Here is a 24,580-nt window from a genome sequence, read left to right as displayed (position 1 = left end):
CCTCCCAAAGGAATAACATCATCAACAACATTGTTATATCAATTTTACTCCCGTGAGAAGTTTTCAACAAGAAGATTCGACCAAATATTTGGTAACTATCCCATTTAAAACATCCAAAATTCTGCCTGCATCACTGCCTCTTCTTCAGACCAAAGTTCTTCCATTTCTTCTCTGGTTGCCACCGGAAAGTCTATAGATTCTGCTTCTCCCATCTGGATTGGAGCTAGGTGTGGAATAATATCATGACATAAATCCTGATCTGGGCAATTCATTAGAAATCCACCAAAAACTGATTCACAAATCAATCTATCACAAATATCTGTCATAATAATCTTGTCTGCTATATATGCGTTCTTTCCAATAAAATTAGCAATGTTTTCTGCCGTCATCTTGAACATATAATCGGTATGCATTCCTTGATTTTCTCTTTTAAAAACACAGGCATATCCAAGGTTACCGTCTTCCATTAGCTCATAGTTTTAACCATTTGATAGATAGCATAGCCATCGGTGTTGATTCCGTTCAGATGCATCTTCTTGAAATCAAAGCGGTCCAGGTAGATGTGATCCTTTGCAGTACACCACAAGTTATCATCTGCAGTCAGTAAAAACAATGTTGCCAGATAGGCTGGGCTTCGATTTTCAGTGGCTTCATTTTGTATTCGACAGACCGTTTGGGGTCTGTAAAGAACTTTGTGCTTTTAGTATCCAACCTATCATGGTAAATATTGAGCAACCCGATCTGGGAAAAATACAGACATCTGCAACAGGATTTGTCCCCAATTATGTACACGCCCAGTCCATTTTTTCATCACGTCCTGGGTGACCAGGTAGAGCATTTTGAGTAAAGCATCGTCGGTTGGAAAAATCGTCTTCCCTTTGGTTACTTTCCTGAGTTGGCGATGGTAGCTCTCAATGATATTCGTCGTATAGATGATTTTCCGAATTTCAGGGGGATACTTGAAGAAGGTTGAGAGTTCAGGCCAGTTGTTTCGCCAAGAATTCATAATCAGGGGATATTTGCCTCCCCAGGCTTGATTGAAATCTTCCAATGCCTCTAATCCCGCTTGTTCTGAGGCAGCGGAATAAATGGGCTTCAAGGCCCCGGTTACTTTTTTCAGATCTTTATAATTAACAAATCGTACACTGTTCCTGATTTGATGAACGATGCACTTTTGGATTTCGGTCTTGGGATAGCACGCTTGAATCGCTTCATTAAAGCCTTTTAGGTTATCGACGCTGATGATCAGAATATCTTCAACACCTCGGTTCTTAAGCTCGTTCAATACGACCAGCCAGAACTTCGCGGTTTCATTTTCCCCGATCCAGATTCCTAAAACATCCTTGCGCCCATCCATGTCGATGCCGATGACCATGTAGGAGGCTTTATTGACAATCATGCCCTCCTGTTTTACCTTGTAGTGGATCGCATCCAGAAAGACAATCGCATAGGTCTTCTGGAGAGGACGGCTTTGCCATTCTTTGATGGTCGGCATGATTTTGTTCGTTACATTCGAAATCAGAGTGGGGGATACACCGATCCCATAGAGCTGTTCCAGGTGGCTCTGAATGTCTCGGGTGCTAACCCCCTTAGAATACAGAGCGATGATCTGATCTTCAATTCCGGTGACATTACGCTGGTTTTTCTTCACGATCAGCGGCTCAAATTCGCCTTTACGATCTCTCGGAACCTCGAGTTCCACTTCACCATAATCGCTGCGAACCGACTTGGAACTATGTCCATTTCTCCGATTGTCGGTAGCTTTGTTGGTATCATCATGCTTGGTATAGCCCAGCTGGGTATCCAATTCGCCTTCCAGCATGCCCTGCAGCGTTTCAGCAAAGAGATTCTTAAGGACACTTTGGATATCCTCAACCGTCTGGATGTTGTTTTCTTTGATAAATTCCTTCATCTGTTCACTGGTCATGATTTTGGGAGTCTTGTCTTTTTTAGCCATTCTTTTAACCTCTCCTCATGCTTTAAATTATATAGAGAGGATCGCTAAAAGCACAATTTATTTTACACTCTCACCGTTTGGAATCTGGAACGATGCTTTGGACTTAAGAAGAGCTCTCCATCGTGGTTCCTGATTAAATCCCCGAGCCGCACGTTCAGATGATGAGATTCACATTTCTCGAAGCAGTTGCTGACAATCTCTTCATAATTAATGACTCCACCAGCAATTTGATTTGAGACTCTACCGGATGCATTCGAGCTACAATACGCTGTGATGTGTTCATAGTCTCTTTCAAATCTTGTTGACCCTTCCTCACTTCTAAATCTCTGCACAACAATCACCCCACTTCTTCTTGGTAAAAAATTCGGTACAAGCACCATTAGCTATTCAATTTCTTGAAGCTCTGAGCCATACATAAAAAATTTCGACATACTTGTCTTCCTCTCTTTCTGATTTTGGGTATAAAAAAAGAGGCGGAGTCTATAGATCATTTAAGTTGATCTAAAAACTCCGCCTCATATTTTTTCACTTATTCAATTCTATTACCCGCAATGTCTGTTACGGCAGCATTATTCCTTTTGATGCTAAATACATCTTTATCGAAGCATATATAACAGGTGCCCCAGCGGTAACTCCAGCTACTGCAACATCTCCGCCTTTATCTTTAACATAATCCCATAGTGGATGGCTTGTATCTATTTGATCTTGAATAAGTTTCATGATTTCCTTTTCAACAATAACTCCATCTTCTCCTGATGCAAAGATATTATTAAGAATTCCCAATTGCTCTTCATTCAGTTCCATTTGCTTCTTCTGCGTAGCCAACTGCTCTTTCAATATATCAATATATGCATTTTGATTATCCACTACTTTCTGTAATTTAAGATTTGTTTCTGCTGTATTCATTGCGGTTTGCTCAATGGCTTTTAACTCTCTTTGACGATTATTATATGCTTCCACGGCAAGTTGCATGGTTCGTCTATTACTTTCATCAATTTGAGCCTGTACACCTGAAGCCAAATTAATAGTTTTAGTCAAATCAAGATTAAAATTATCAGGTAATTTTATACCACCAAATTTATCATTCGTCATTATTTCACCCTTTCCCTACTTGAACTTTCACAAATTGCTTTTTCAACTATTGAAGTCTCTGAATCACTCATTTTCCTATGAATTTATAATGTCATCTATATTTTCGCCCTTTTTCCGAGGTCAAAAAACGTCATTTTTTGCTGTTTTTCGGCCCTGAAATCGACCCAAAACCACTATATGTTGTGGTCAACCTCTACTTTTTCTCGCTCGAACCACTACGCGTCATCAGAATTATCGCTTCCACATGCTTTGAGAATACAAAAATGATGCCGGTAGAAGCTGCCTATCTTTTTTCCGGATTGGGTTAACTCAATATTACCCTGATGGTTGATTCTAAAAGCACAAAGTTCATTACAGCCCCCTATAGAAAACAACTTATTTGGCAGCATTATTTTGACTTAGGCTATTTGCATTATCAATCCAGATTATTTATTAAATCAAACAGATGTCGGCTCTTTCCTAACAATTCATCTTCGTTTTCAGTCAGAGGATCAAGCCAATCTGCCTTATCCCTTGCCCATTTCAGCCACCTAACAAGCTTTGCTTGTTGCTTCTCGTCAGCAACCTGGCTGATTATTGACTCCATAGCGTCAGTAAACCTTCTTATTTTTTGAGCATTGTCCCAATCAGAAGCAGCCTGTTGCAGCAGTTTCACCTCTTCCAATTCGCCGTTTCTCATCTTTTCCAGCCGTCGCTGCCTTTTCCATTCTTCTTCTTTTCTATGTGCTTCTCTTTCCTCCATTTTTTCTAAGGCTAACAATTTATTTGCAACGGCAAATATATCGTAGATGATATTTCCTACTTGGTCTTCCAAAGGTTCGTTATTCTTGTCTTTATATTCCAGGCTATATTTAAATTCATGATCAAACCAGCTTTTTGCTAAAAATGATAATTCCATGTTGGGCAGTATTTCAGTACTTTCTGGCGAGGATCTCTTCTTGCTTTTCTCTTCTTTCAATTCAAAACATAAGTTTGAATGCATTACCGTAAAATTGGCTTTATCCTTGCCCGAATCTTGTCCAACCTGAATATACCCTTCCATATCCTCAATGGCATGAATTAACGTATCCAATATTCTATAAGCCCTATTTATATTGGCATCAGAAACATGGATAGGAAGAATTCCCACGTTATCGCGGTATTTTCTTTTTACTATTTCATGATAATCCGAATTAAAACTAGCCTGTTGTAAATCCCTGTCTCTCTTTTTTCTATATGCTATTTCTTCTTTATGTTTTGTTATTAAATCATGAGGATTTCTGAGTTGACTTTTAACTTGGATTTGAGAGCATGTTTCGCGAATAAGAGTCCTGGTTTCTTCGGTTAATAAGCTTAATTCTTCTTCAGACATTAACTCAGCATCTGTTATTTGATCAATATCTCCTCTGAATTTAATAAAATAATTACTAACATGCCTTTTTAGTTCTCCCCTGACTTTTGGCAATTCCGGCTTTGGCACCTTTTGCCCTGCTTTAACTCTTGCCCAATAGCCGTTTGGAGGCAATGGAATCCAAAGTCTCCTGCAATGTTTCCTTAAGCCGTTATCGGACATATTATACCTTTTTGCAACTATGGTTACAGGGTCTGTCCACACTTCGTTATATATTGCCTCTCTCTCATCCTGCGTTATATTACGAAAATCCATTGAATCACCTTCTAAAAGCATCTTTCAAGGTTAACAAACTTGCCTATATTTTTCATTTCGTCTTCGGAGTAAGGCTTCTTTTGCGGCTACTTGAGGCATAATACTGTCCTTTTCTTTGTTGTTCATACTCCGCGTCCGCTCTAGCAATCTCTTCTTTATACTTATTAATTCCACCACTTTTCACCCATTGAATCAACTCATCTCTTGGTATACGAATGCTGCTTCCCATTCGAACTGCCGGAAAGAATTTGCCTTGCCAACGACGTTCCATTTCTCGTACTGTTGACTCTCCCACATTGAGAAATTCAGCTGCTTGCTTAACAGTCATCATTGGCGGATAGTTAAAAAATGCTTCATTTGCTACATGGGCTGAAGATATTTCCTCTTTTGATTCCGCTGAGGTCGACAATCCCTCGGAAAGCAATTTTGCGAGTTTTGGGGCGGCCAAATGAATAGCAAACTCAATATATGCTTGACGTTGTTCAGGGCTGAGTTCTTGTGAGTCAATCACCACACCATTATCCAGTTTAAGCATTGAAATCACTTTTACTGTATCTGATAGAGCATTATTATCTTCTGGCATTTTTCTTGACATCTCCTTTGGTTTTTGTTTAAACTAAAAATTTCTCATATCTACCTAAAATGGGGTTGTTTTTTCGTTAAGTCGGTGGAGTTTAAACCCTACCCCTTTTTTTATTAAAAGAATAAGCTCTTATCTTTTCCGCACTTATTGACGACAAGCATTGCTTTCTCTGCTCTAGTCTGCTCAGCTGTATACTCATCACACTATAAACGAAATTACCTTGACTTTCTGCTATGATCTTGTTGAATTTTGAATCGATTTCCTCATCAAAATGGTCCGTGTTTTACAAAATGTACATAAGAAGAATCACTCCCTAGAGTTAATTTTATATACACATCTTACCATTCCGGAGAAGATAATACATTATTATTCATTATTCCCAATTAACTTTTCCCTTCTGGCCAAAATAAAAACCGAGTGGAGTGTATCAATCTGCTACGCTTCACATCAGTTTTATTTTGGCTGCCTATCCGGTACAACACTTCATTATTGCCGTCTCGCTGCCCCTTACAAATCTTTCATCTACCATTTAATTTGATATTGATACACAACTTATCTTTATAGCAAATTAAAATATGCTCTTCAAAAACCCGTATATTTTCAATGGTATTCCTGACGAAAGTTTCCTCATAAATACCATGTTCACAAACCGCTTCACCGAGACAGCTTTTGATCCACTCTTCATCCAATGTAGGTGAATTGAAACATGCTGCTGTTCCTTTCTCCACCCTCGTAGCACATCTCCAAACCACCTTGCCTCTTTCTGTTCTTCTCCGATAAGATGCTCCGCAATTACCACACATGAGCAAATTCCCCAAAAGATATTTACCGTTGTATTTGCTTCCACTGGATTCTACCGTGCCATCCTCTTTGTGAACTAATCCTCCACGCCTTGCCATTTCTTCCTGCACTTTATTAAACACTTCGGCAGAAACAATCGCCGGATGGCTGTCCTTTACGTAATACCGATAGCGTTGGCCAATATTTTTTCTTTTCTTACCGGTCATAAAATCCTCGGTAAAAGTCTTTTGTAACATCGTATCGCCCTTGTACTTTTCGTTCTTCAGCATCTTCTGAATCGTTTTCTTATCCCAAACCTCTTTACCCGTTACAGTTTTAATCCCCTGAGACTCCAAATAAGCCTTTATTTGTCCAAATGACAGACCCTGCAAATACAAGTCAAACATTTTTCTGACAACCTCTGCCTGCTCCGGGACAATGACAATTTCATCGTCTATGCAGGTATACCCCATAAAACTTTTATACTTCGTAAAAATATCGCCCTTCTCAAACTTGCGTTGGAATCCCCACTGGATATTCTCGCTGGTATTCCGGCTCTCGTCCTGAGCCAGCATTCCTCTCAATGTAATCTCAAATTCCTTACCTATTTCGATTGAATCCAGACCCTCGTTTTCAAAATGCATATTGATCCCTCGCTCTCTTAAAAATCTTATAATTTTCAATACCTCCAGAGTGTCCCTCGATACCCTGCTGATTGACTTGGTGATAATGTAATCGATTTTGCCTTTCGCCGCTTTCTTTAGCATTTTATCCAGTCCACTCCTTCCGCTTCGCCGCAGTCCGCTTTTACCCACGTCAAAAAATACGCCGGCAAAAATCCAGTCAGGATGACTTTGTATCATCCTGGTATAAGTTTTTATCTGAAGCTCCAGGCTGCGAAGCTGCGCCGGTCCATACGTGCTCACCCGGCAATAGGCGGCAACCCTAAGCTTTATATTCTCTTTAGGTATAGCGGGAATAATCCTGACAGTTTTCATCTACATTCCTTCATCATCTAATGTAAAATAGGGCAACCTCATGAATATTTTGCAAAAAGAAAAGACGTGAAAGCATCGTCCTTTCACGTCAAAGCATATTTCAACAACAACCCCGCGAACCCGCTTTTATCAAGCGTTTTGACGTTGCAACAGGATTGTGGTCTCCACATGGCTCGTCCACGGAAACATATCCACCGGCTGTGCTTCCCGCACTTGATATCCGCCATTTTGGAGTATCCCCAAGTCCCTGGCCAGCGTCCCCGGATCACAGGAGACATAGACTATCCGTGGCGGCTGTAATTCTATTAGCTCCTTAAGTACCCTGAGATGAGCACCGGCACGGGGTGGGTCGAGGACGACAATATCCGGGGAATCACTGATTTGACTCAAGGTATCCTCTACTTTACCGGCAAGGAACTTAACATTGTCCATACCATTAAGCTCAGCATTGAGTTTTGCGTCATGAACGGCATAGGGGTTTTCTTCGATTCCCCAAACTCTTTTAGCTATTGCCCCTAAGGCCAAGGTAATGGTTCCGATACCAGAGTAGAGATCCCAGACCACTTTATCCGGTGTCAGTTCTGCGTACTGAAGGGCCTTAGTATACAGGTTTCGTGTCTGTATCGGATTGACTTGGAGAAAAGCCAGAGGTGAAATTTTAAATTCCCTTCCCAGAATTTCCTCAGTAAAATCGTCTTTTCCCCAGAGAAGTTCCGGCTTTCCCTCGAAGATGCCCCAGACAGCCCTTCCCTTACCTGAACATGGGGTATTTCTTGCCAGGAACTCCCGAATCTCTTGTAGATCGGAGATCGGGTCAAAGATCAGCATCCCTTTCCCTTGGGAATTTTCACGAAAGGTGAGGGTCTTGACTTCAGGTGCGAACTCTTGCAGAGATTTCTCTATATCCTTAACCCAATGATTCATGGATTCACTGATTAATAAGCAATCGGTAAAGGGCACGGTTGCGTTGCTTCTTTCCTGATAATAGCCCAGCCTGCCCTCTTCTCCCCGGTGAAGCCGGGCTTTATTGCGATAACGCCAGGGCTCAGCCATGCCTATCGTGGGATGAATCCTGACCTTTTCCATATCAATCTTGCCTATTCTGGCAAGGTTATCCTCCACCCAGCGCTTCTTCCACACTAAAGTCTCCTCATAGCTTAGATGTTGCAGCTGGCATCCGCCACACACCCCGTAGACTGTACAGGGAGGATTCACTCGATGGCGGGACTCTGTTTCTTTGACTATGGATAAAAGCTTTCCGCGCTGCCAGTTCTTTTTCTCCTCCAGGATCTGAACCTGGGCCCTTTCCCCTGGCAAGAGTCCGGTTACAAAAGTGGCTTTCCCTTTATGATAACCCACTCCGGACCCATCGGAAGATAAACGTAGACATTCCAGCTCAATTAGCTCCCTGGAAGAGAGGGCATCTCTCCTTAGGCGATCTTTTGAATTCACTGTGATTCCTCCTTACCGTTGTATCCACACCATTAAAGCCATGAGTGTGTTCCACGTTCCGTGGGCGATAATCGAAGGCCATAAGCTGCCTGTTTTTTCGTAGAGCCAAGTTAAAACCACTCCCCCTACGAGTAATGGAATAAAGCGGAGAACATCAAAATGCAGTAAAGCAAAAAGCCCTGCAGTAAAAAGAATCCCTTTCCCCCTGCCATATTCCTGGCGGAAGGGTGGGTAAAAAATCCCCCGGAAGAAAACCTCTTCCTTGATCGGGGCAATCAATCCCCCGAGGATAATAAGCAAAATCAGCTGCCAATCGTATTGAGCGCCCATAAGTACGAGAGTGAAGCTTTGGGGAGCAGGTGTCCCTAATTTATTGGCCAGGAAATTCCCTATCATCCCCACGACCACCAGGAGAAAAACACCCATCATGAGTCCCAGTACTACAAAGCGACCATGCGGTCTGACCAGACCTAATTCCCTAAGGGGACGATGAATGAGCTTAAAAAAGCATAAAATAATAACGAGATAAAGCAAAGCCTCTCCCATACCCACGGTTAAAAAGCGAAAGAACCCCTCTAATTGATCTAAATCCTTAGGAGTTCTAAGCCAACCGAAAAAGAATTCAATTCCGTAGATAATGAGCAGCAAAAAAAGTCCTTGCCAAACATTCCATACAGGACGACGTGGAGGAATTCTATTATCTTCTTTATTCATAGTTTCTTTTATATCTCGATCTTGACTTTTCTTATTTCTTTTATGCGCTTTTCGGTATGTTTTATTGTCCATATATAAATTCTTCCTAACTTTCTCTATGTAAACTCATTATGTCAGGCAAACCTCATTTTATATTGTAAACGAAAGGGGTAAAACTGTCCACAAAGCATGACAGCTCCGCCATAGCCTGAGAAAAGGGCCTCACCAGCCCTTTTCTCTTTTCCCTATTCAACATGTTTTCTTAAACCTTGTATCAGCCGCCTTACGCTACCACGCACCCCTGAATTAGTCGGGGCTCTGCCCTCGGATGGGGCCAGCGCTGTATCCATTTCCACAATTTTCAATTGGGGTATAGTACTTCTTTGCAGGGAGAATGTTGTCCTGCGGGGAGCTTGGCTTTCCGCACTCCCGGAAAGAACATCAATCTGTACCGAGCCATCCTGACCTTTGCGCAGATTCGTAACTCTTGAAATAAGCGCAAAAGCTATAGGTCCCAGAACATTAGGGGAAGTTAAGGTCGTATTCTTATCAATCACAAATTGAACACTTCGACTGCTTTCACTCCCCTGCCCAATGTTAATAGTGACTGGGCGGTCTATCGGGCCGGTAATATTAGAGTGACTATCCGAGGCTGTATCCAGTACGTCGGTCAGGGCATTCAAAAGGTTGGCTATAACATTTGTCATAATTACCCTCCATTCTTTAAGAAGACAAAAAGCTACACCTGTCCCCTTGTACACTATATGAAGGGCAAATAATAGGTGCTACAGGTTATCTAATAGATTATGCTGAACACACACGATTTCTTCCGCTTTTTTTTGCTTTATATAATGCCAGATCGGCCTTTTGCAACAGTTCCTCCAAGGAGTTATCATCTGAAGGCAACATAGTCGCTGCCCCAACACTAACCGTCACAACTCGATCCACATCAGAAACTTGGGAAGGAATATTCAGGTTTACGATGGCCTTGCGTAGACGTTCTCCCACCAGGATTGCACCAATCCGATCCGTATCTGTAAGAATACAGGCAAATTCTTCGCCACCCCATCTTGCCACTAAATCTGAAGAACGCTTTAAATTCAACTTTAAGGTTTGGGCAATTTTATATAGACAATTATCACCCTCTAAATGTCCATAAAAATCATTGTACTTTTTGAATAAATCTGCATCGATCATCAGCACAGACAAATAACTCCCGTTACGCCGGGCACGATTCCACTCAATAGCCACACTTTCATTGAATTTCCTACGATTGGCGATTTGAGTCAATTCATCCATATAGCTGTTTTCCCTTTGCCGGTCCCTATATTTTTTTTGCTCCACATGATTTTTAATCCGGCCTTTGATAATGGGTAAGCTGAAAGGCTTTGTGATGTAATCCACCACACCCAATTGAAGAGCATATTCCTCATTCTTCTCATTTTTGAGAGCTGTCAGAAGAATTACGGGAATATCTCTCGTTTCCGGCATTTCTCTCAGGCGAATGCACACTTCATAGCCATTCATTACCGGCATAATAACATCCAACAAGATAATATCGGGCTGGCTTTTTCCTGTGGCCTGTTCCAGGGCTTCAACTCCGTTTGCGGCTGTCATAACGATATAATCCTCTTTGAGAGCATTCTCTAGAAGCTTTAAATTGAAAAGTTGGTCATCCACAATCAACACTCTCGGTTTGGAGATGTCCTTACCCCTCAGTTCGCAGGATGTATCTTTTGGGGAACCGGGCTTTTCCCGCCAATTCATCCCGCTCCCTTCGGGATGAATTCTAGGGGTATCCAGAGATGGGCTTGGGAAAATTCTATGTTCTTTCGACAAGTCTTTAACGATACCGAAAATACAAGGTTCGTTATTCCACTTCCCATGCCAGACTCGTGTTTTTCCAGGCAGGAGGGTTCCATCCTTTCTGACCAGGGATAAAGTGGCGCTTTCTCTTTTCCCTACAAACATATCACCAAAGGCCTTTTCTGCCTCATCCATCTTATCTGGAACAGTCATAGCCAAGATATGCATTTCCGTCAATTCTTCATGAGAATAGCCCAACTTCTCGATCAATGCAGTATTTGTATATAATAATTTTCCTTCCCGATTAACAATGAAGATCATATCCTTTATCGTTTCCAGAAAATCCCTCATATCAAATTCTTCCATACTATGCATCTCCTATCAAGCACTCATGAAGCTTATGAAGGCTCTATCTAATCCCAGTATCTTGATAATTCGATATATTTTAGGAATCACCTCTCAATTTCCGGGGAAGACCGATTAATTTTCGGAAAGCAAAAAGGAATGCAACTGCATTCCTAATTTTTATTATCCTATAGCCATACTATCCAGAAACTCATCATAGGTCAGCCGGACATCGATCATCTCTGTAGGAGTGATCTGAATAATGCGGTTGGCAATGGTCTGGATAAACTGGTGGTCATGAGAGGTGAAAATAATATTGCTTTTATAATCCGTCAAACCATTGTTTAGGGCTGTAATGGATTCCAGATCCAAGTGGTTGGTTGGCTGGTCCAAAAGGAGTACATTGGCCTGATTAAGCATCATTTTGGCCAGCATGCACCTGACCCGCTCTCCGCCGGAGAGGACCTTGAGGGATTTCAGTGCTTCTTCCCCGGAAAAGAGCATCTTGCCAAGGAAGCCACGGACATAGGTATCGGTTTTATCCGTAGAAAACTGCCGCAGCCAATCCACCAGGCTCAAATCCACATCTTCAAAATACTCCGTATTATCTTTAGGAAAATAAGCTTTGGTAATGGTTACGCCCCATTTATAACTTCCGCTGTCCGGCTCCATTTCACCGGCTAATATCTGCAGCAAAGTGGTATAGGCCACTTCGTTGGTTCCTACTAAAGCAACTTTATCTCCTTTGGACAAGATAAAGCTGATATTATCCAAAACCTTGACCCCATCGATGGTCTTGGTCAAACCTTCTACCGTTAGGATATCATTACCCACTTCCCGCTCAGGCTTAAAGGCTACATAAGGATATTTACGGTTGGAGGGTTCGATATCCTCGATATTCAGCTTCTCCAGCATCTTTTTCCGAGAAGTAGCCTGCTTGGATTTTGAAGCATTGGCGCTGAAACGAGCGATAAACTCCTTGAGCTGTTTTGCTTTTTCTTCTTTCTTTTTATTAAGGTCCCGAGTCATTTGCAGGGCTAACTGACTGGATTCATACCAAAAATCATAATTGCCCACATACAGCTTAATCTTGCCAAAGTCCACATCCGCCATATGGGTACAGATCTTATTGAGAAAATGCCTGTCATGGGATACGACGATGACCGTCCCCTCAAATTCAATCAAGAATTCCTCCAGCCAGCGGATAGATTGAATATCCAGATGGTTGGTCGGCTCATCCAAAACAAGTATACCTGGATTACCGAAAAGAGCCTGAGCCAAAAGGACTTTAATCTTTTCCACACCGGAAAGCTCAGACATTTTCTTATCATGCAATTCCGTACCTATTCCTAAACCTTGCAAAAGGGTGGATGCTTCGGATTCCGCTTCCCATCCGTTCATCTCCCCGAATTCATGCTCCAGTTCAGCTGCCTTAATCCCATCCTCATCCGTAAAATCAGCTTTCGAGTAGAGGACTTCCTTTTCTTTCATGATTTCATAAAGCCGTTGGTTTCCCATAATCACTGTGTCTAAAACCGTATAGTCATCATACTGATAATGATCCTGCTTGAGCATGGACAACCTAACTCCTGGTGCGATCGTAACATCTCCAGAGTTCGGTTCAATCTCCCCCGACAGAATTTTAAGAAAGGTACTTTTACCGGCACCATTAGCGCCAATAACTCCATAACAATTACCTGGAGTGAATTTTAGCGTTACATCTTCAAAGAGTTTCCGTCCACCATATCTTAAGCTCACGTTGTTAACACTAATCAATTTATGCCCGCCTTTATGATCTATATTTTTGTATATGCATACATCATAAGAGTATAGCACAAATAAGATCATAATGCATTAATCTTAAGCCTTCTCCTTCTAATCTCCTGTGCATACAAATCGATGGCAGTTTGCGGTTTCACGGCCTTAAGATCCCCTTGATAAATTATCCTGCCTTCAGCATGAAGCAAGTTTTGCGGTCTTACCAAATTTCTCGGCATCTTTAAGTCTGTAATACCGCTTTCTTTTAAGACAAAGTACACAAACTCCGAACACAAAAAGCGATTTTCATTAGACAGGGGCTTGTCCAGTAAACTATAAAAAAGACCCCGATAATTATATCTATAACGATCACTATGGACGATAAAGTGGTTCAGTAACTCTTTCACCTTATCGTATTGCTGCTGAGTTACCTCGACTTCAATAATTGCACCGGGTAAATTCTCACAGAAGCCATAAACCCCTTCATGGATATCTTCCCTTCTGAACCGTCCGATAAAAGGATTATAAGGATTCCTTCTTCCAAAACTGTACATATGATTCAGATCGCTGTCCAGGGATAGGGCCGCATGGGTATATTCGTCTTGTTTAAACATGTGGATAAGCTTTGATAGGACTGTGTTGGTTCGAGTCAAAACGATATATAGATAATATGTTTGCATAATGAGTTCTTCCTCCATGAATTTAAAATTAAATAACATGCTCATTATGACATATAGATTTAAAGAACTCCTAAATAAAGTCTTAAAAAATGATTAATTTTACTTGCTGGTATATCAGGGCTTGAGTCCTAATTTTTGTGTATTGCGCGTATACCATACAACTGAAAAAGTAGTAACCCACCATTGACGGGCAAAAGAAGGACATACACTTTCCCTCTCGAATTCTTAAATATTACAGTATGGGAGGGAATATTGTGGGAATATTTAGCGGGATTATGGGTAATGCCTCTGAGATTGACACCAAAGAAATCGAGAATGAAATAGGCCCTTTGCTTTATGACTCTGAACAAATAAATAAGGCTTTCAAACTCATCAGAGACTTAATCGTGTTTACTAACAGCAGACTGATTCTAGTCGATAAACAAGGTATCACCGGCAAAAAGATTGAGTATCATTCAATCCCCTTTAAGAGCATTACACACTTTGCTGTCGAGACGGCTGGTCATCTCGACCTTGACGCCGAATTAAAAATCTGGATTTCTGGAAATCCATTACCTATCACCAAAGAATTTAAAAAGGATAAGAACATATTCGAAGTTCAAAAGGCATTGGCTAATTCTATTCCCAGATAGTTTTCTTCTGCAGCCGTAATGGGCTGCTTTTTTATATCCCCCTATTCCCACTCATCATCCTATCCATCAGCCCGTACCTCTTTTGCTCCTCAAGAAGCAACTCCGCCTCATTCCCGCATCTCTTCCCTGTCCGTCTGCGACAGTTCGCCCAGTTAACCTTAGCCGCCTTGTCTATAGGATCATATAATCTGGACAGCTGCATCACCGCCATAAAAAAAGAAAGGCCAGGCGAATTGCCCTGGCCTTTTTGTTGTCATAAGCGGCTAGTTAATGTTTTACCTAGCCGCTTTAAATGGAAAAGAAGGAACATTAATACGTTTCAGGATTAAAGCAGAAAAACCGGACCTAATATAATCTATGCATGTCACGAGGACAAGGTGACATTTTCCCATGAAGAATTGCTTAATTTCAATTTTTAAAGCTTAGTTCACTTTATCATACTGAGGTGAATAGAGAATCTTTCCCTCACCGTCCATGATAACGACCTCGCCCATCCATATCCATTCATTTCCACGAACAGGTTCAGCATTTTCATCCAATGTGAATTTATCTAAGATTACCTTATGAATCAAGCCAAGGCTATCCGTTGCCAACACCGACGTGGTTAAGGTTTGACCTGCGGAAAGGGTAGTGCTTTCGTTAATCTCAGCCCACAGACCGCTAGTATTCAAAGACTTTTCTGACACAATATTACCATCCACATCCATAACAAAGCGTGCGTTCTCTATCGTATTATTCTGTACCGGCTTTACCTCCAAACTCAAATTCCCTTTGCAGCGATACTCACCAGATAGTTCACCAGGTGTCTTTCTATAGATCGTTCCGCTTTCACGTTCCAATCTTGCATAGATATCCGGCAGTACCCTTGTACGCAGATTCTCCCACGTTTCCAGTTTTTCAGTTCGCTCAGTGCCGTCATCTGCTATAACAACCTTAGCTTCAATTACATCAAAAATATTTACCGGAAGAGTTGCAGAAAAACTGGTCCCGCTTCGAGTCATCCCAGTGCTTTGACCTGATACATATAATGTGGCAAGGGTATCCGCCTTCGTCTCCTTAGGTGTGATGTTAAATGTTACGGGAACAGTGAGACTCTCCCGATTAAACGTACCCAATGAATAATCATAGCTATCGATGATACTTGATTGACGCTTCAGCATCGAATCAATATTCGAGTAAATACTATCAATCTGGTTCGACTGGAGAGATGTCATATTCATAAATTGATCCCGGGTATTTTGAAGTTCGTCCTGTAAATTTCCTATCCGAGCCAGGGTCACCACCTGCAAAAGGATGAGCAGCGAAATTATAATAGGGATTATGTTTCTTTTCATTATTTACCTCCGTTGTTACACCTGTAAACTCTTCCCCTCTTTAATTCGACTCACCTTAGCGTCTCTCCTTTCTAATTCACCCTCCCAATTTAAAAAGGCCGGAAAGCAGGTCTCCAGGATTTTGCTTTCGGCGTTCACTCTATAAGCTACGCGGAGCAATCTAATCGCTCAAGACCTCCGCTGCGTCGGGTGTCCGGTGGACAGTTTCGCTCAAGGCGGCACTCCCCAAAGCATACTCATCCGCCGCTGATGCTGTTAAGAAAGCGATTTGGCCAACCATAGAGCTATTGAGTGAGTGTTGTGCGTAAAGCTACGCGACCCGGACATCTTTTTTATCCTCTGCCGGCACACCGTCCAAAATCATGAAAATCTAATAGCAAAGGACCTGCCGCCCCACGTTTTCAAACGTCCTGGCGACAGGCCCTTCATCTTCCTCTAAGACAACCGATTCTTAAAATCTTCATAGCCAAAACGGCGAATCATTTTAAAACCTTCTTCTTCATTGTAGAGCATAATATTAGGCAAGTTCACTCCATTGAACATATTGTTCTTGACCATAGTGTAATGGGCCATATCGCAGAAGATGAGCTTGTCCCCAGGCTTTAAGGGTTCGGCAAAGGAATAGTCCCCGATCACATCTCCGGCCAGACAAGTATTGCCCCCAAACCGATAAGTATAGGGGTATTCCCCCGGTTCTCCCCCATTGATAATAGCCGGACGATAGGGCATCTCCAGGACATCAGGCATATGGCAGGCAGCGGAAGCATCGAGGATAGCAATCTTCATCCCATTATCCACAATATCCAGAACCTTGGAGACTAAGAACCCCGTATTTAAGGCAATGGCCTCTCCAGGCTCCAGATAGATCTCCACCCCGTACTTTTCCTTCAAATAAAGAATGCAGCGCACAAGGGTCTCAAGATCATAATCAGGACGAGTAATATGATGACCTCCGCCCAGATTCAGCCATTTCATCCTCTTGAGATGTTCACCGAACTTTTCTTCCACCACTTTGATCGTGCGTTCAAGAGTGTCCGAGTTCTGCTCGCAGAGAGTATGGAAATGCAATCCATCTATTCCCTCAAGCTCTTCGGGCTTAAAATTGGCCAGAGTCACTCCCAGCCTGGAATTCCGATAGCAGGGGTTATAGATGTCCGTGGCAATCTCCGAGTACTCCGGATTAACCCGAATTCCGCATTCAATTTTTCTGGGATGTTTTTTTACCTTATCCCTGAATTTGCGCCACTGATCAAAGGAGTTAAACACCATATGATCACAATACCCCAGAAGCTCGTCAAACTCCTCTTCGATATAGGCCGGTGAGTAGACATGAACTTCCTTGCCCATCTCTTCAAAGCCAAGTCGCGCCTCAAACAAGGAGCTGGCAGCGATGCCCTTTAGATATTGTCCTACCAAAGGAAACACGGCATGCATGGAGAATCCTTTCAAGGCCAACAGAATATTGCACCCTGTCCGGTCTTGAACGGATTGTAAAATCTCCAGATTTCTCCTCAGCAGCTTTTCATCCACAACATAACTGGGTGTGGGAAGTTCTTTTATATTCATGACTTTATTCCTCATCCAATAATGTGGGGGCAAAATCCTCTTTCCAAGGCAATCCGTACTTATTCAGGTCTTCCATAAAGGGATCGGGATCAAACTCTTCAATATTATAGACGCCAGGTTTTTTCCATTTTCCTTCCATAATCAACTTAGCGCCAATCATGGCCGGTACCCCGGTGGTATAAGAAATAGCCTGAGAGCCCACTTCAGCATAGCATTCCTGATGATCGCAAATATTGTAGACATAATAGGTTCGGGGCTGACCATCTTTAACTCCTTGGATAATGCAGCCGATATTGGTTTTGCCCTTGGTTCTCGGTCCCAGGGATGCCGGATCAGGCAGGACAGCCTTGAGGAATTGGAGGGGAATGATTTGCTGACCCTCAAACTCGATAGGCTCGATAGAAGTCATGCCCACATTTTCCAGGACCTTTAAATGGTTCAGATAATTATCGGAGAAGGTCATCCAGAAGCGGATCTGTTTGATTCCCTTAATATTTTGAGCTAAAGATTCCAGCTCTTCGTGATAGAGCAGGTAGATGTTCTTGGGCCCAATCTCCTCAAGATCATAGACCTTCTTCACGGAAAGGGGATCGGTTTCAATCCACTCTCCCTCTTTATAGTAACGACCCTTGGCGGTGATTTCCCGAATATTGATCTCCGGGTTAAAATTGGTGGCAAAAGGATAGCCATGATCTCCGCCATTGGCATCGACAATATCGATGGTATGAATCTCATCAAAATAGTGCTTTTGGGCATAGGCACAGAAAACACCCGTTACCCCGGGATCGAACCCACTTCCCAATAAAGCCGTTAACCCGGCTTGTTCAAATCTTTCCCTGTAGGCCCACTGCCATTTGTATTCGAACTTCGGGACATCGGGGGGTTCATAGTTGGCCGTGTCCACATAATGAACGCCGGTGGCCAGGCAGGCATCCATAATGGTCAGGTCCTGATAAGGAAGGGCTACATTGATCACCAGCTCCGGTTGAAACTCCTTAATGAGCCGGATGACTTCTTCTGTATGATCGGCATCAACCTGAGCGACCCTGACTTTAGTCCGGCTGCCGGTTAATTTATCTCGTATATCCTCGCATTTTTTCAGCGTCCGGCTCGCAATGCAAATTTCCTCAAACACTTCAGGAACTTGACAGCATTTATGTGCGACCACATTGGCCACACCACCGGCCCCAATAATCAAGGCTTTTCCCATGTTAAGACCTCCCATTAAATAAATTCACAAAGATGATTATAAAGAATGTCGAAGATATTATCAACAAGATTTAATATCACTTAGGGCTTCTATCCATCCGATATTTCCCCTCATATTCCAAATGTTCTTTAAACAACTTTTTCCGAAACACAAACATAAGGATGCCTATAATAATGAGGATCAAAGAAAAGACTTGAGATACCCGCAATCCCGGAATCAGGTAGAGACTATCTGTGCGCAGTCCTTCTATCCAAAATCTCCCCAACCCATACCCCATGAAATAGGTGGCTAAAAGCTGCCCTGTGAATTTTGTTCTCTTTCGAAAATAGATGAGGACGGCAAAAATACATAGATTCCACATGCTCTCGTAGAAAAAAGTGGCTTGATGCCATTCTCCTAACCTTTCAATAAACACAGCATAGGGAAAAAACTGCAGGTTAGGATTTGTGACAAGGTTACCAAAAGCCTCTTGGTTAACAAAATTACCCCAGCGCCCAATGGCTTGTCCTAAGATTAAACTGGGCACTACAATATCAGTCAACCTGAGTAACGGAAAGCGGTTTATTTTCGCAAAGATCAGAGCACCGATAAAACCGCCTATAACCCCACCGTAAATTGCCAGCCCACCTTCGCGAATAGCAAAGATTCGCATAGGATTATCCACATAGTTCGCCCATTCAAAAATGACATAATAGGCCCTGGCACCAATGATGGCCAAGGGCAAAACAATAATCAAAAAGTCAAAAATCATCTCCCCTTTTATTCCCTGCCGCTCTGCTTCCCGACCGGCTAACCATACTCCAATGATGATACCAAAGGCGATAATTGCTCCATACCAAGCAATGTCCAGTCCTTCGATCCCAAATAGATTTTGAACTAAAAAACGATTCGTCATTAGTGTTCACCTTTCTGTGATTCTTTAACATTGCATGTCGTTAACATCGATAGAATGTCCCTCCCAAAAGTGTACCACAACACTATTTTTCACACAAACAACAAAAATCCTCTGCCGGTTTAATTTCAGCAGAGGATCTCGATAGTTACTTTACATTATTCTCTATCCACTCATCAAATTTCTTGAGAGTCTCTTCATAAGTCTTTTGACAAATCTCAGGGAGTTCTCCTCCCCAAATCTTCTTCGCCTGTTCGTAGCCTTCGATTACAGCATCCTTCATCGCTTGGGCCTTGCTGGGATCTCCACCTGTTAAGGCTATAGCAAAGGAAAACACCCTCTCTGAGGTCTGTTTTACTCCCCAATATCCATCCTCAGAAATCTCTTCCCGGGCTTTGGCCGCCGTTTCAGGATCTACCTCTACTTTCCCTTCACGCAGAAGTTGGTAAATATCTGTCGCATCGTTAAATTTATAACCTTGCTTTAAGAGGAGCTGCTCCACAAGACTTCTTAAATTCTCAGTACGCCGATCCACTTCAGCTTTTAGCCGGGCGATGGTCTCCGTATCTTGGGAATAGGTCTTCCCAAGAGTATTATCTGTCCCCGAATTGCCAGGTTCATATACAGCAGCCGCGGAATCCACAGGGAGCTTACCTGCTTCTTGGCCGGGTTGAGTAGGGCTTTTCTCTGACCTTGAGGAATAGTCTGCATTATTATAATAAGCCCCTGCCGATGATAGTCGGTTCACTTCCATAAGGCACCCTCCAAATCTTTCTGTACTTTCCTATTAATACCGTACTTACTTTATATATCGACGGGGCTGAGAAAAATCTTTAGGTTTTTTGCCCACTCTTCTGAGGCATCCACATCACTCATAACGCAAAGCTTCAACAGGACTCATCTTAGCCGCTTTGCGCGCCGGGTAAAGACCGAAAAAGAGCCCAATCGTAGTGGAAAAGGCAAAAGCAATGACAATGGTCATGGGGGATATTGCCGGTGGAATCTTAGCCAGCCCAGCGGCAAGGACACCGCCGCCGATACCGAGCAAAGCACCGATCGCCCCGCCTATAGAACAAATGACGACTGCTTCAATGAGAAATTGGATCATAATATCCTTATATTTGGCCCCTAAAGCCTTGCGAATGCCGATTTCTCTTGTCCGCTCAGTCACTGAGACCAGCATGATATTCATTACCCCGATCCCTCCTACCAAAAGGGAGATGGCAGCGATGGAACCAATCACCAGCTGCAAAATGGTCATGATGGTATCAATCTGTTCCACATCTTGCTGCAGACTGTAAGCTTGATAGCTATTCTCCGTATGGTGACGGCTGTTCAGGATCTTTTTAGCCTGGTTCATAGCACTTTCAGTTTTATCTTTACTCACGGCACTGGCTTCTATATAAGGAACATAATCGATATTAACCATGTTTTGCAAAGCGGAATAAGGGATATACACAGAAGAAGGCTGATTGGGTCCTCCCATCAAGAAGCTTTCATCCCGCTGAGTTATTCCGATGACCGTATAGGAGGTACCAAAGATATTGATTTGTTTTTTCAGAGCTTCTCCCCTGCCAAAAAGGTCTTCGGCCAGTTTGCTGTCAATGACGACTACCCTTCTCCCACCTTTTTCATCCTCTTCGGAGAGAAACCGGCCTTTATCCAGCTTAATATTTCTAATATGCTTATACTCAGGCCAAACCCCATAAGTATAGACCCGTTTGCTTTTTCTTTCATACTGGGCGGCAAAAGACCAGGAATCCGCCGGGGAAACATATTGAATATCGGTCGCTACATTCTTGATTACTTCTAAATCCTGAACCGTTATCATATCGCTTTGGGTAAGAGGGGATTGTTCATCGCTGCGGGGATAAACAGTAAACAAATTGGTGCCGATCTTTTCCAGAGAAGACATAATAGCTGCCTGACCCACCTGCCCAATGGCCACGACCGTAATGACAGCCGCCACCCCGATAATAATACCCAGCATAGTCAAGGCTGAGCGCATTTTATTGGCTCTGATCCCTTCGAAAGCTACCTGGATGCATTCTTTAAAATTCATACCGGCCCCTCCTCCATAGCAGGGAGCCCGGCCAGAATATCCCTGGCCTGAACCGGTTCTTCCACCGATTCATCTTCCATGAGCAGGCCATCCCGGAATTTAAGAATTCTCTGGGTATGCTGGGCGATTTCAGGTTCGTGGGTGACCAGGACAATGGTCACTCCCTGCTGATTGAGCTCCTGAAAAATAGCCATCACTTCTTCTCCCGAACGGGTGTCGAGATTGCCGGTGGGTTCATCCGCCATAATAATGGCCGGATTGTTCACCAAAGCCCGGGCAATGGCTACCCGTTGTCTCTGTCCTCCGGATATTTCTGTGGGGCGATGAGCAGCCCATTTGGCCAGACCGACTTTTGTCAGCGCCTCGAAAGCCTTGTCTTTTCTTTCCTTTTCCCCAATTCCGGCATAAATCATCGGCAGCTCAACATTGCGCAAGCAGGATATTCTCGGTAAAAGATTAAACGTCTGAAAGACAAACCCAATCTTAAGATTGCGGACCCCGGCCAAGTCATTCTCCTCCATATGGGAAACATCAAGGCCATCCAGAATATATTGCCCTTCGGTGGGCGTGTCCAGGCAGCCTAAGATATTCATTAATGTAGATTTTCCTGAACCCGAAGGGCCCATAATTGCTACAAAACTACCGGCAGATATATGGAAGGTAACCCCTTTCAAGGCCGTAACGGCAATTTTCTCTGTATGGTAAACTTTAACTAAGTTAGTTGCTTTGAGCATTAACGATCACCTGCACTCCGTCCTTGATTTTCTCATCGGGGTTCAGGATGACCTTTTCTCCCACTTCGAGACCGGAGACAATCTCCATGAACAGTTCATTGCTTAAGCCTGTCTGCACTTCTCTTTCTGTAACTATTCCATCCTGTCCGACGACATAGACTAGTTCTCGTCCATCGTCTTCAACCACCGCTTCTAAAGGAACCAGCAAAGCTTGCTCTTTTTGATGCAGTATAAATTTAAGATTAACATTAAAGCCAGGTTTTAATGGACTTTCCCCTTCAGTAGCAGGGACACTTATTTTGATTTTCACTTGAGTTTGTTCACCTTGAGCCGTTGACACCACCTCAGCCGTAGGCGCAATGGTTTCAACACTGCCGATCAAGGGCTCACTCAGCAGGCCGCTATTGGTTATTTCCACCCTATCCCCTATTGTAAGTTGGGCGGCATCCACCTCATTAATACCTGTTTCGATGAGAAGATCAGCTGGATTACCGATTTGAGTCAGTAGGGTTCCAGATTCAACTTCCTGGCCCTCCTTGACCGCTAAATTCAAGACAGTTCCATCATAAGGGCTAAGTATAGTAGCTTTCTGCAATTTCTCCTGGGCTTTCCGATAGAGCACTTCGGCTTGCTCCAGCTGGGCTTTGAGCAGGGGTAGATTAGCCTCTTGTTCTACTACTAATTTCTCTTCGGCCTCAGTCACCTTTTGCTCAGCCTCCTCTAATTCCTTAAGGCTGGCCGCTCCGCTTTCCATAAGAATTTTCGTATTGTCATAATCCTTTTGCGCCAAATCATAGGCTTGTTGAAGCAGTCTGATATTCGATTCACTATTGATTATTTTAGCCTTGAGCTCCTTGCATTCCAGCCCTTTTTGAGATGCTTCCACACTCAGAGTGCTGGTATCCATCACTAAAATAGCCTGACTTTTGCTTACTTTGTCCCCATGCTTGACCAGGACTTCTTGAACCTTAGTTTTGCTTTCGGCCTTAAATTCAGCCAGATCTTTGACTTCCAGTTTGCCGTTGGCAAAAACATTCTGCTCGAAGCTTTTTTGAACAGCCTCGGCAGTATTAACAGGAATCAAGCCGCCTTGCCGACTCAAGAACTGCGAGGCAATCACTAGCCCGCCAAGTAAGATAAGGGCTGCTATTAATTTCTTGCGGTGCCTCCGAAAAAATGAACCTTTTTTGCCACTAAACCTTTGGGCACTGGGATCTGAATGAACATTGTTTGGAATACTGGTATCTGGTTGCATACTCTCCTCCTGATATCTTACCTTTCTATAATTTACCAAGGTATCAATATGTCCATTATAGCAAGTAATTCCTAATAAACTTATAAAGAAACTATTAATTTTTTATTAGTTTTAAAAAGAGTATTTCTAAAAATCCGCTGTTTTCCTATTATTTCCTAAGAGTTTTGCCTTCTCAAAACTAATTTAATATCTAGACCTATTTATCTTTGCATAGACTTTTAGTAGAATAAATAAATAGATATTTACCATCAATCCTATATTAAGAATGAGCTGGGAGAAAAACATGGATATTATTATCAGGGAAAATTATAAACTAATGAGCAAATATGCCGCAGAAATCATTGCGGGTTATGTTCGATCCAAGCCGGATTGTGTGCTTGGACTGGCAACAGGAAGTACCCCCATCGGCACCTATCAGGAGCTGGTCAGAATGCACAGGGAAGAGGGTCTTGATTTTTCTCAAGTCAAAACCTTTAATCTTGATGAGTACCTTGGGGCAGGAATTGATCTGGAAAAGCCCTACCCTATGGATCAAAGCTATGCCCGATTCATGCACGAGGAGCTATTGAAGAATATTAATATTAAAAAGGAAAATATACACATACCCGATGGCCGAACCAAAGACCCGAAAAAGTTTTGTATATGGTATGAAGAAGAAATTAAAAAGGCCGGCGGTATTGACCTGCAGCTTTTGGGACTTGGTGGTGACGGGCATTGGGGCTTTAATGAACCTGGGTCATCCCTTGGTTCCAGAACGAGGGTCGTGGTATTAACACAACAGACTCTGGATGATAACTATGAAGCGTTCTACAAAAAAGCCAATATCGAACGCAGTGAGATGCCTCATTTTGCCATTACCATGGGCATCGGAACCATATTGGAAGCAAGGAATATTTTAATGATCGTCAATGGCGCCAGAAAAGCTGATATGGTTGCCAAATGTCTGGAAGGTCCCATTACATCCCAGATCACTGCATCGGCTATACAACTGCATGGCGGCGAGATCTCCGTTGTGCTTGATGAAGGGGCGGCTTCGAAATTATTGCACACTGATCATTACCGCCATGTAGAAAGCATTAAGCGTCAATATGGACTGTAAAGCCTTA

24 protein-coding genes are annotated in these 24,580 nt (G+C 42.8%); 2 read left to right on the top strand and 22 right to left on the bottom strand.

The genetic code is table 11. The features are described 5' to 3' along the window. Window positions 1-104: 104 nt before the first annotated feature. The 13 genes from DESDE_RS07135 to DESDE_RS07080 form a co-directional block, all read right to left on the bottom strand. Window positions 105-467 (bottom strand): hypothetical protein, encoded by a 363-nt coding sequence (locus DESDE_RS07135; RefSeq protein WP_014793368.1) that lies wholly within the window; start codon window positions 465-467, stop codon window positions 105-107. A 248-nt stretch (window positions 468-715) separates the two neighbouring features. After that, window positions 716-1,957, bottom strand: a complete 1,242-nt coding sequence (locus tag DESDE_RS07130; RefSeq protein WP_014793367.1) for an IS256 family transposase — start codon at window positions 1,955-1,957, stop codon at window positions 716-718. Window positions 1,958-2,111: 154 nt separating this feature from the next. Further along, window positions 2,112-2,240 (bottom strand): hypothetical protein, encoded by a 129-nt coding sequence (locus DESDE_RS22725; RefSeq protein WP_282433509.1) that lies wholly within the window; start codon window positions 2,238-2,240, stop codon window positions 2,112-2,114. Window positions 2,241-2,515: 275 nt separating this feature from the next. Next, complete coding sequence (locus tag DESDE_RS07125) at window positions 2,516-3,049, bottom strand: hypothetical protein (protein WP_014793366.1); 534 nt, start codon at window positions 3,047-3,049, stop codon at window positions 2,516-2,518. 415 nt (window positions 3,050-3,464) lie between these two features. Then, the gene (locus tag DESDE_RS07120) at window positions 3,465-4,694 is read right to left on the bottom strand and encodes a hypothetical protein (protein WP_014793365.1); all 1,230 of its coding nucleotides are present in this window, start codon (window positions 4,692-4,694) and stop codon (window positions 3,465-3,467) included. Window positions 4,695-4,746: 52 nt separating this feature from the next. Next, window positions 4,747-5,289, bottom strand: coding sequence for a helix-turn-helix domain-containing protein (locus tag DESDE_RS07115; RefSeq protein WP_083838540.1), 543 nt, complete (start codon window positions 5,287-5,289; stop codon window positions 4,747-4,749). Between the two features lie 506 nt (window positions 5,290-5,795). Continuing rightward, window positions 5,796-7,055, bottom strand: coding sequence for a recombinase family protein (locus DESDE_RS07110; RefSeq protein WP_014793363.1), 1,260 nt, complete (start codon window positions 7,053-7,055; stop codon window positions 5,796-5,798). 129 nt (window positions 7,056-7,184) lie between these two features. Next, on the bottom strand, window positions 7,185-8,507 hold the full coding sequence (gene rlmD / locus DESDE_RS07105; protein ID WP_014793362.1) for a 23S rRNA (uracil(1939)-C(5))-methyltransferase RlmD: 1,323 nt from the start codon (window positions 8,505-8,507) through the stop codon (window positions 7,185-7,187). A gap of 12 nt (window positions 8,508-8,519) precedes the next feature. Beyond that, window positions 8,520-9,293 (bottom strand): CPBP family intramembrane glutamic endopeptidase, encoded by a 774-nt coding sequence (locus DESDE_RS07100; RefSeq protein WP_014793361.1) that lies wholly within the window; start codon window positions 9,291-9,293, stop codon window positions 8,520-8,522. 152 nt (window positions 9,294-9,445) lie between these two features. Beyond that, window positions 9,446-9,907 (bottom strand): hypothetical protein, encoded by a 462-nt coding sequence (locus DESDE_RS07095; protein WP_014793360.1) that lies wholly within the window; start codon window positions 9,905-9,907, stop codon window positions 9,446-9,448. Between the two features lie 97 nt (window positions 9,908-10,004). Beyond that, window positions 10,005-11,372 carry a diguanylate cyclase domain-containing protein gene (locus tag DESDE_RS07090; protein WP_014793359.1) on the bottom strand — a complete coding sequence of 456 codons (1,368 nt, stop codon included), beginning with the start codon at window positions 11,370-11,372 and terminating at the stop codon, window positions 10,005-10,007. A gap of 162 nt (window positions 11,373-11,534) precedes the next feature. After that, window positions 11,535-13,127, bottom strand: a complete 1,593-nt coding sequence (locus DESDE_RS07085) for an ABC-F family ATP-binding cassette domain-containing protein (protein ID WP_028305482.1) — start codon at window positions 13,125-13,127, stop codon at window positions 11,535-11,537. A 68-nt stretch (window positions 13,128-13,195) separates the two neighbouring features. Next, a complete protein-coding gene (locus tag DESDE_RS07080; RefSeq protein WP_028305481.1) occupies window positions 13,196-13,807 on the bottom strand; it encodes a hypothetical protein in 612 nt (203 codons plus the stop codon). A 236-nt stretch (window positions 13,808-14,043) separates the two neighbouring features. Here DESDE_RS07080 and DESDE_RS07075 point away from each other — a divergent pair, with 236 nt between their 5' ends. Further along, window positions 14,044-14,421, top strand: coding sequence for a PH domain-containing protein (locus tag DESDE_RS07075; protein WP_014793356.1), 378 nt, complete (start codon window positions 14,044-14,046; stop codon window positions 14,419-14,421). Between the two features lie 31 nt (window positions 14,422-14,452). Here DESDE_RS07075 and DESDE_RS22260 read toward each other — a convergent pair whose 3' ends face one another. The 9 genes from DESDE_RS22260 to DESDE_RS07030 all read right to left on the bottom strand — a co-directional run bounded on the left by DESDE_RS22260 (window position 14,453) and on the right by DESDE_RS07030 (window position 23,474). After that, a complete protein-coding gene (locus DESDE_RS22260; RefSeq protein ID WP_019849919.1) occupies window positions 14,453-14,632 on the bottom strand; it encodes a hypothetical protein in 180 nt (59 codons plus the stop codon). Between the two features lie 211 nt (window positions 14,633-14,843). After that, window positions 14,844-15,755: a hypothetical protein gene (locus DESDE_RS07065; protein WP_014793355.1), complete on the bottom strand. Its 912-nt coding sequence runs from the start codon at window positions 15,753-15,755 to the stop codon at window positions 14,844-14,846. Window positions 15,756-16,190: 435 nt separating this feature from the next. Next, window positions 16,191-17,321, bottom strand: a complete 1,131-nt coding sequence (gene nspC, locus DESDE_RS07060) for a carboxynorspermidine decarboxylase (protein WP_014793354.1) — start codon at window positions 17,319-17,321, stop codon at window positions 16,191-16,193. 4 nt (window positions 17,322-17,325) lie between these two features. Continuing rightward, window positions 17,326-18,531 carry a saccharopine dehydrogenase family protein gene (locus DESDE_RS07055; protein ID WP_014793353.1) on the bottom strand — a complete coding sequence of 402 codons (1,206 nt, stop codon included), beginning with the start codon at window positions 18,529-18,531 and terminating at the stop codon, window positions 17,326-17,328. A 76-nt stretch (window positions 18,532-18,607) separates the two neighbouring features. Further along, window positions 18,608-19,426: a prolipoprotein diacylglyceryl transferase gene (gene lgt, locus DESDE_RS07050; protein ID WP_014793352.1), complete on the bottom strand. Its 819-nt coding sequence runs from the start codon at window positions 19,424-19,426 to the stop codon at window positions 18,608-18,610. 145 nt (window positions 19,427-19,571) lie between these two features. Next, a complete protein-coding gene (locus tag DESDE_RS07045; protein ID WP_014793351.1) occupies window positions 19,572-20,177 on the bottom strand; it encodes a hypothetical protein in 606 nt (201 codons plus the stop codon). A gap of 114 nt (window positions 20,178-20,291) precedes the next feature. Further along, on the bottom strand, window positions 20,292-21,485 hold the full coding sequence (locus DESDE_RS07040) for an ABC transporter permease (protein WP_014793350.1): 1,194 nt from the start codon (window positions 21,483-21,485) through the stop codon (window positions 20,292-20,294). After that, window positions 21,482-22,219 (bottom strand): ABC transporter ATP-binding protein, encoded by a 738-nt coding sequence (locus DESDE_RS07035; protein ID WP_014793349.1) that lies wholly within the window; start codon window positions 22,217-22,219, stop codon window positions 21,482-21,484. The genes DESDE_RS07040 and DESDE_RS07035 overlap by 4 nt, the downstream gene beginning before the upstream one ends. Beyond that, entirely contained in the window at window positions 22,203-23,474 is a 1,272-nt protein-coding gene (locus tag DESDE_RS07030; RefSeq protein ID WP_014793348.1) for an efflux RND transporter periplasmic adaptor subunit, read from the bottom strand. Before DESDE_RS07030 ends, DESDE_RS07035 begins: the two co-directional genes overlap by 17 nt. Before the next feature lie 283 nt (window positions 23,475-23,757). On the opposite strand from DESDE_RS07030, the gene nagB reads away from it, so the two are divergent. After that, the gene (nagB, locus tag DESDE_RS07025) at window positions 23,758-24,573 is read left to right on the top strand and encodes a glucosamine-6-phosphate deaminase (protein WP_014793347.1); all 816 of its coding nucleotides are present in this window, start codon (window positions 23,758-23,760) and stop codon (window positions 24,571-24,573) included. The last annotated feature ends 7 nt before the right edge of the window (window positions 24,574-24,580 follow it).

The sequence above is a fragment of the Desulfitobacterium dehalogenans ATCC 51507 genome, assembly GCF_000243155.2.
Taxonomy (GTDB): Bacteria; Bacillota; Desulfitobacteriia; order Desulfitobacteriales; family Desulfitobacteriaceae; genus Desulfitobacterium; species Desulfitobacterium dehalogenans.
The sequence above is the reverse complement of the archived record's forward strand: the minus strand, read 5'-3'. Positions and strand labels throughout refer to the sequence as shown.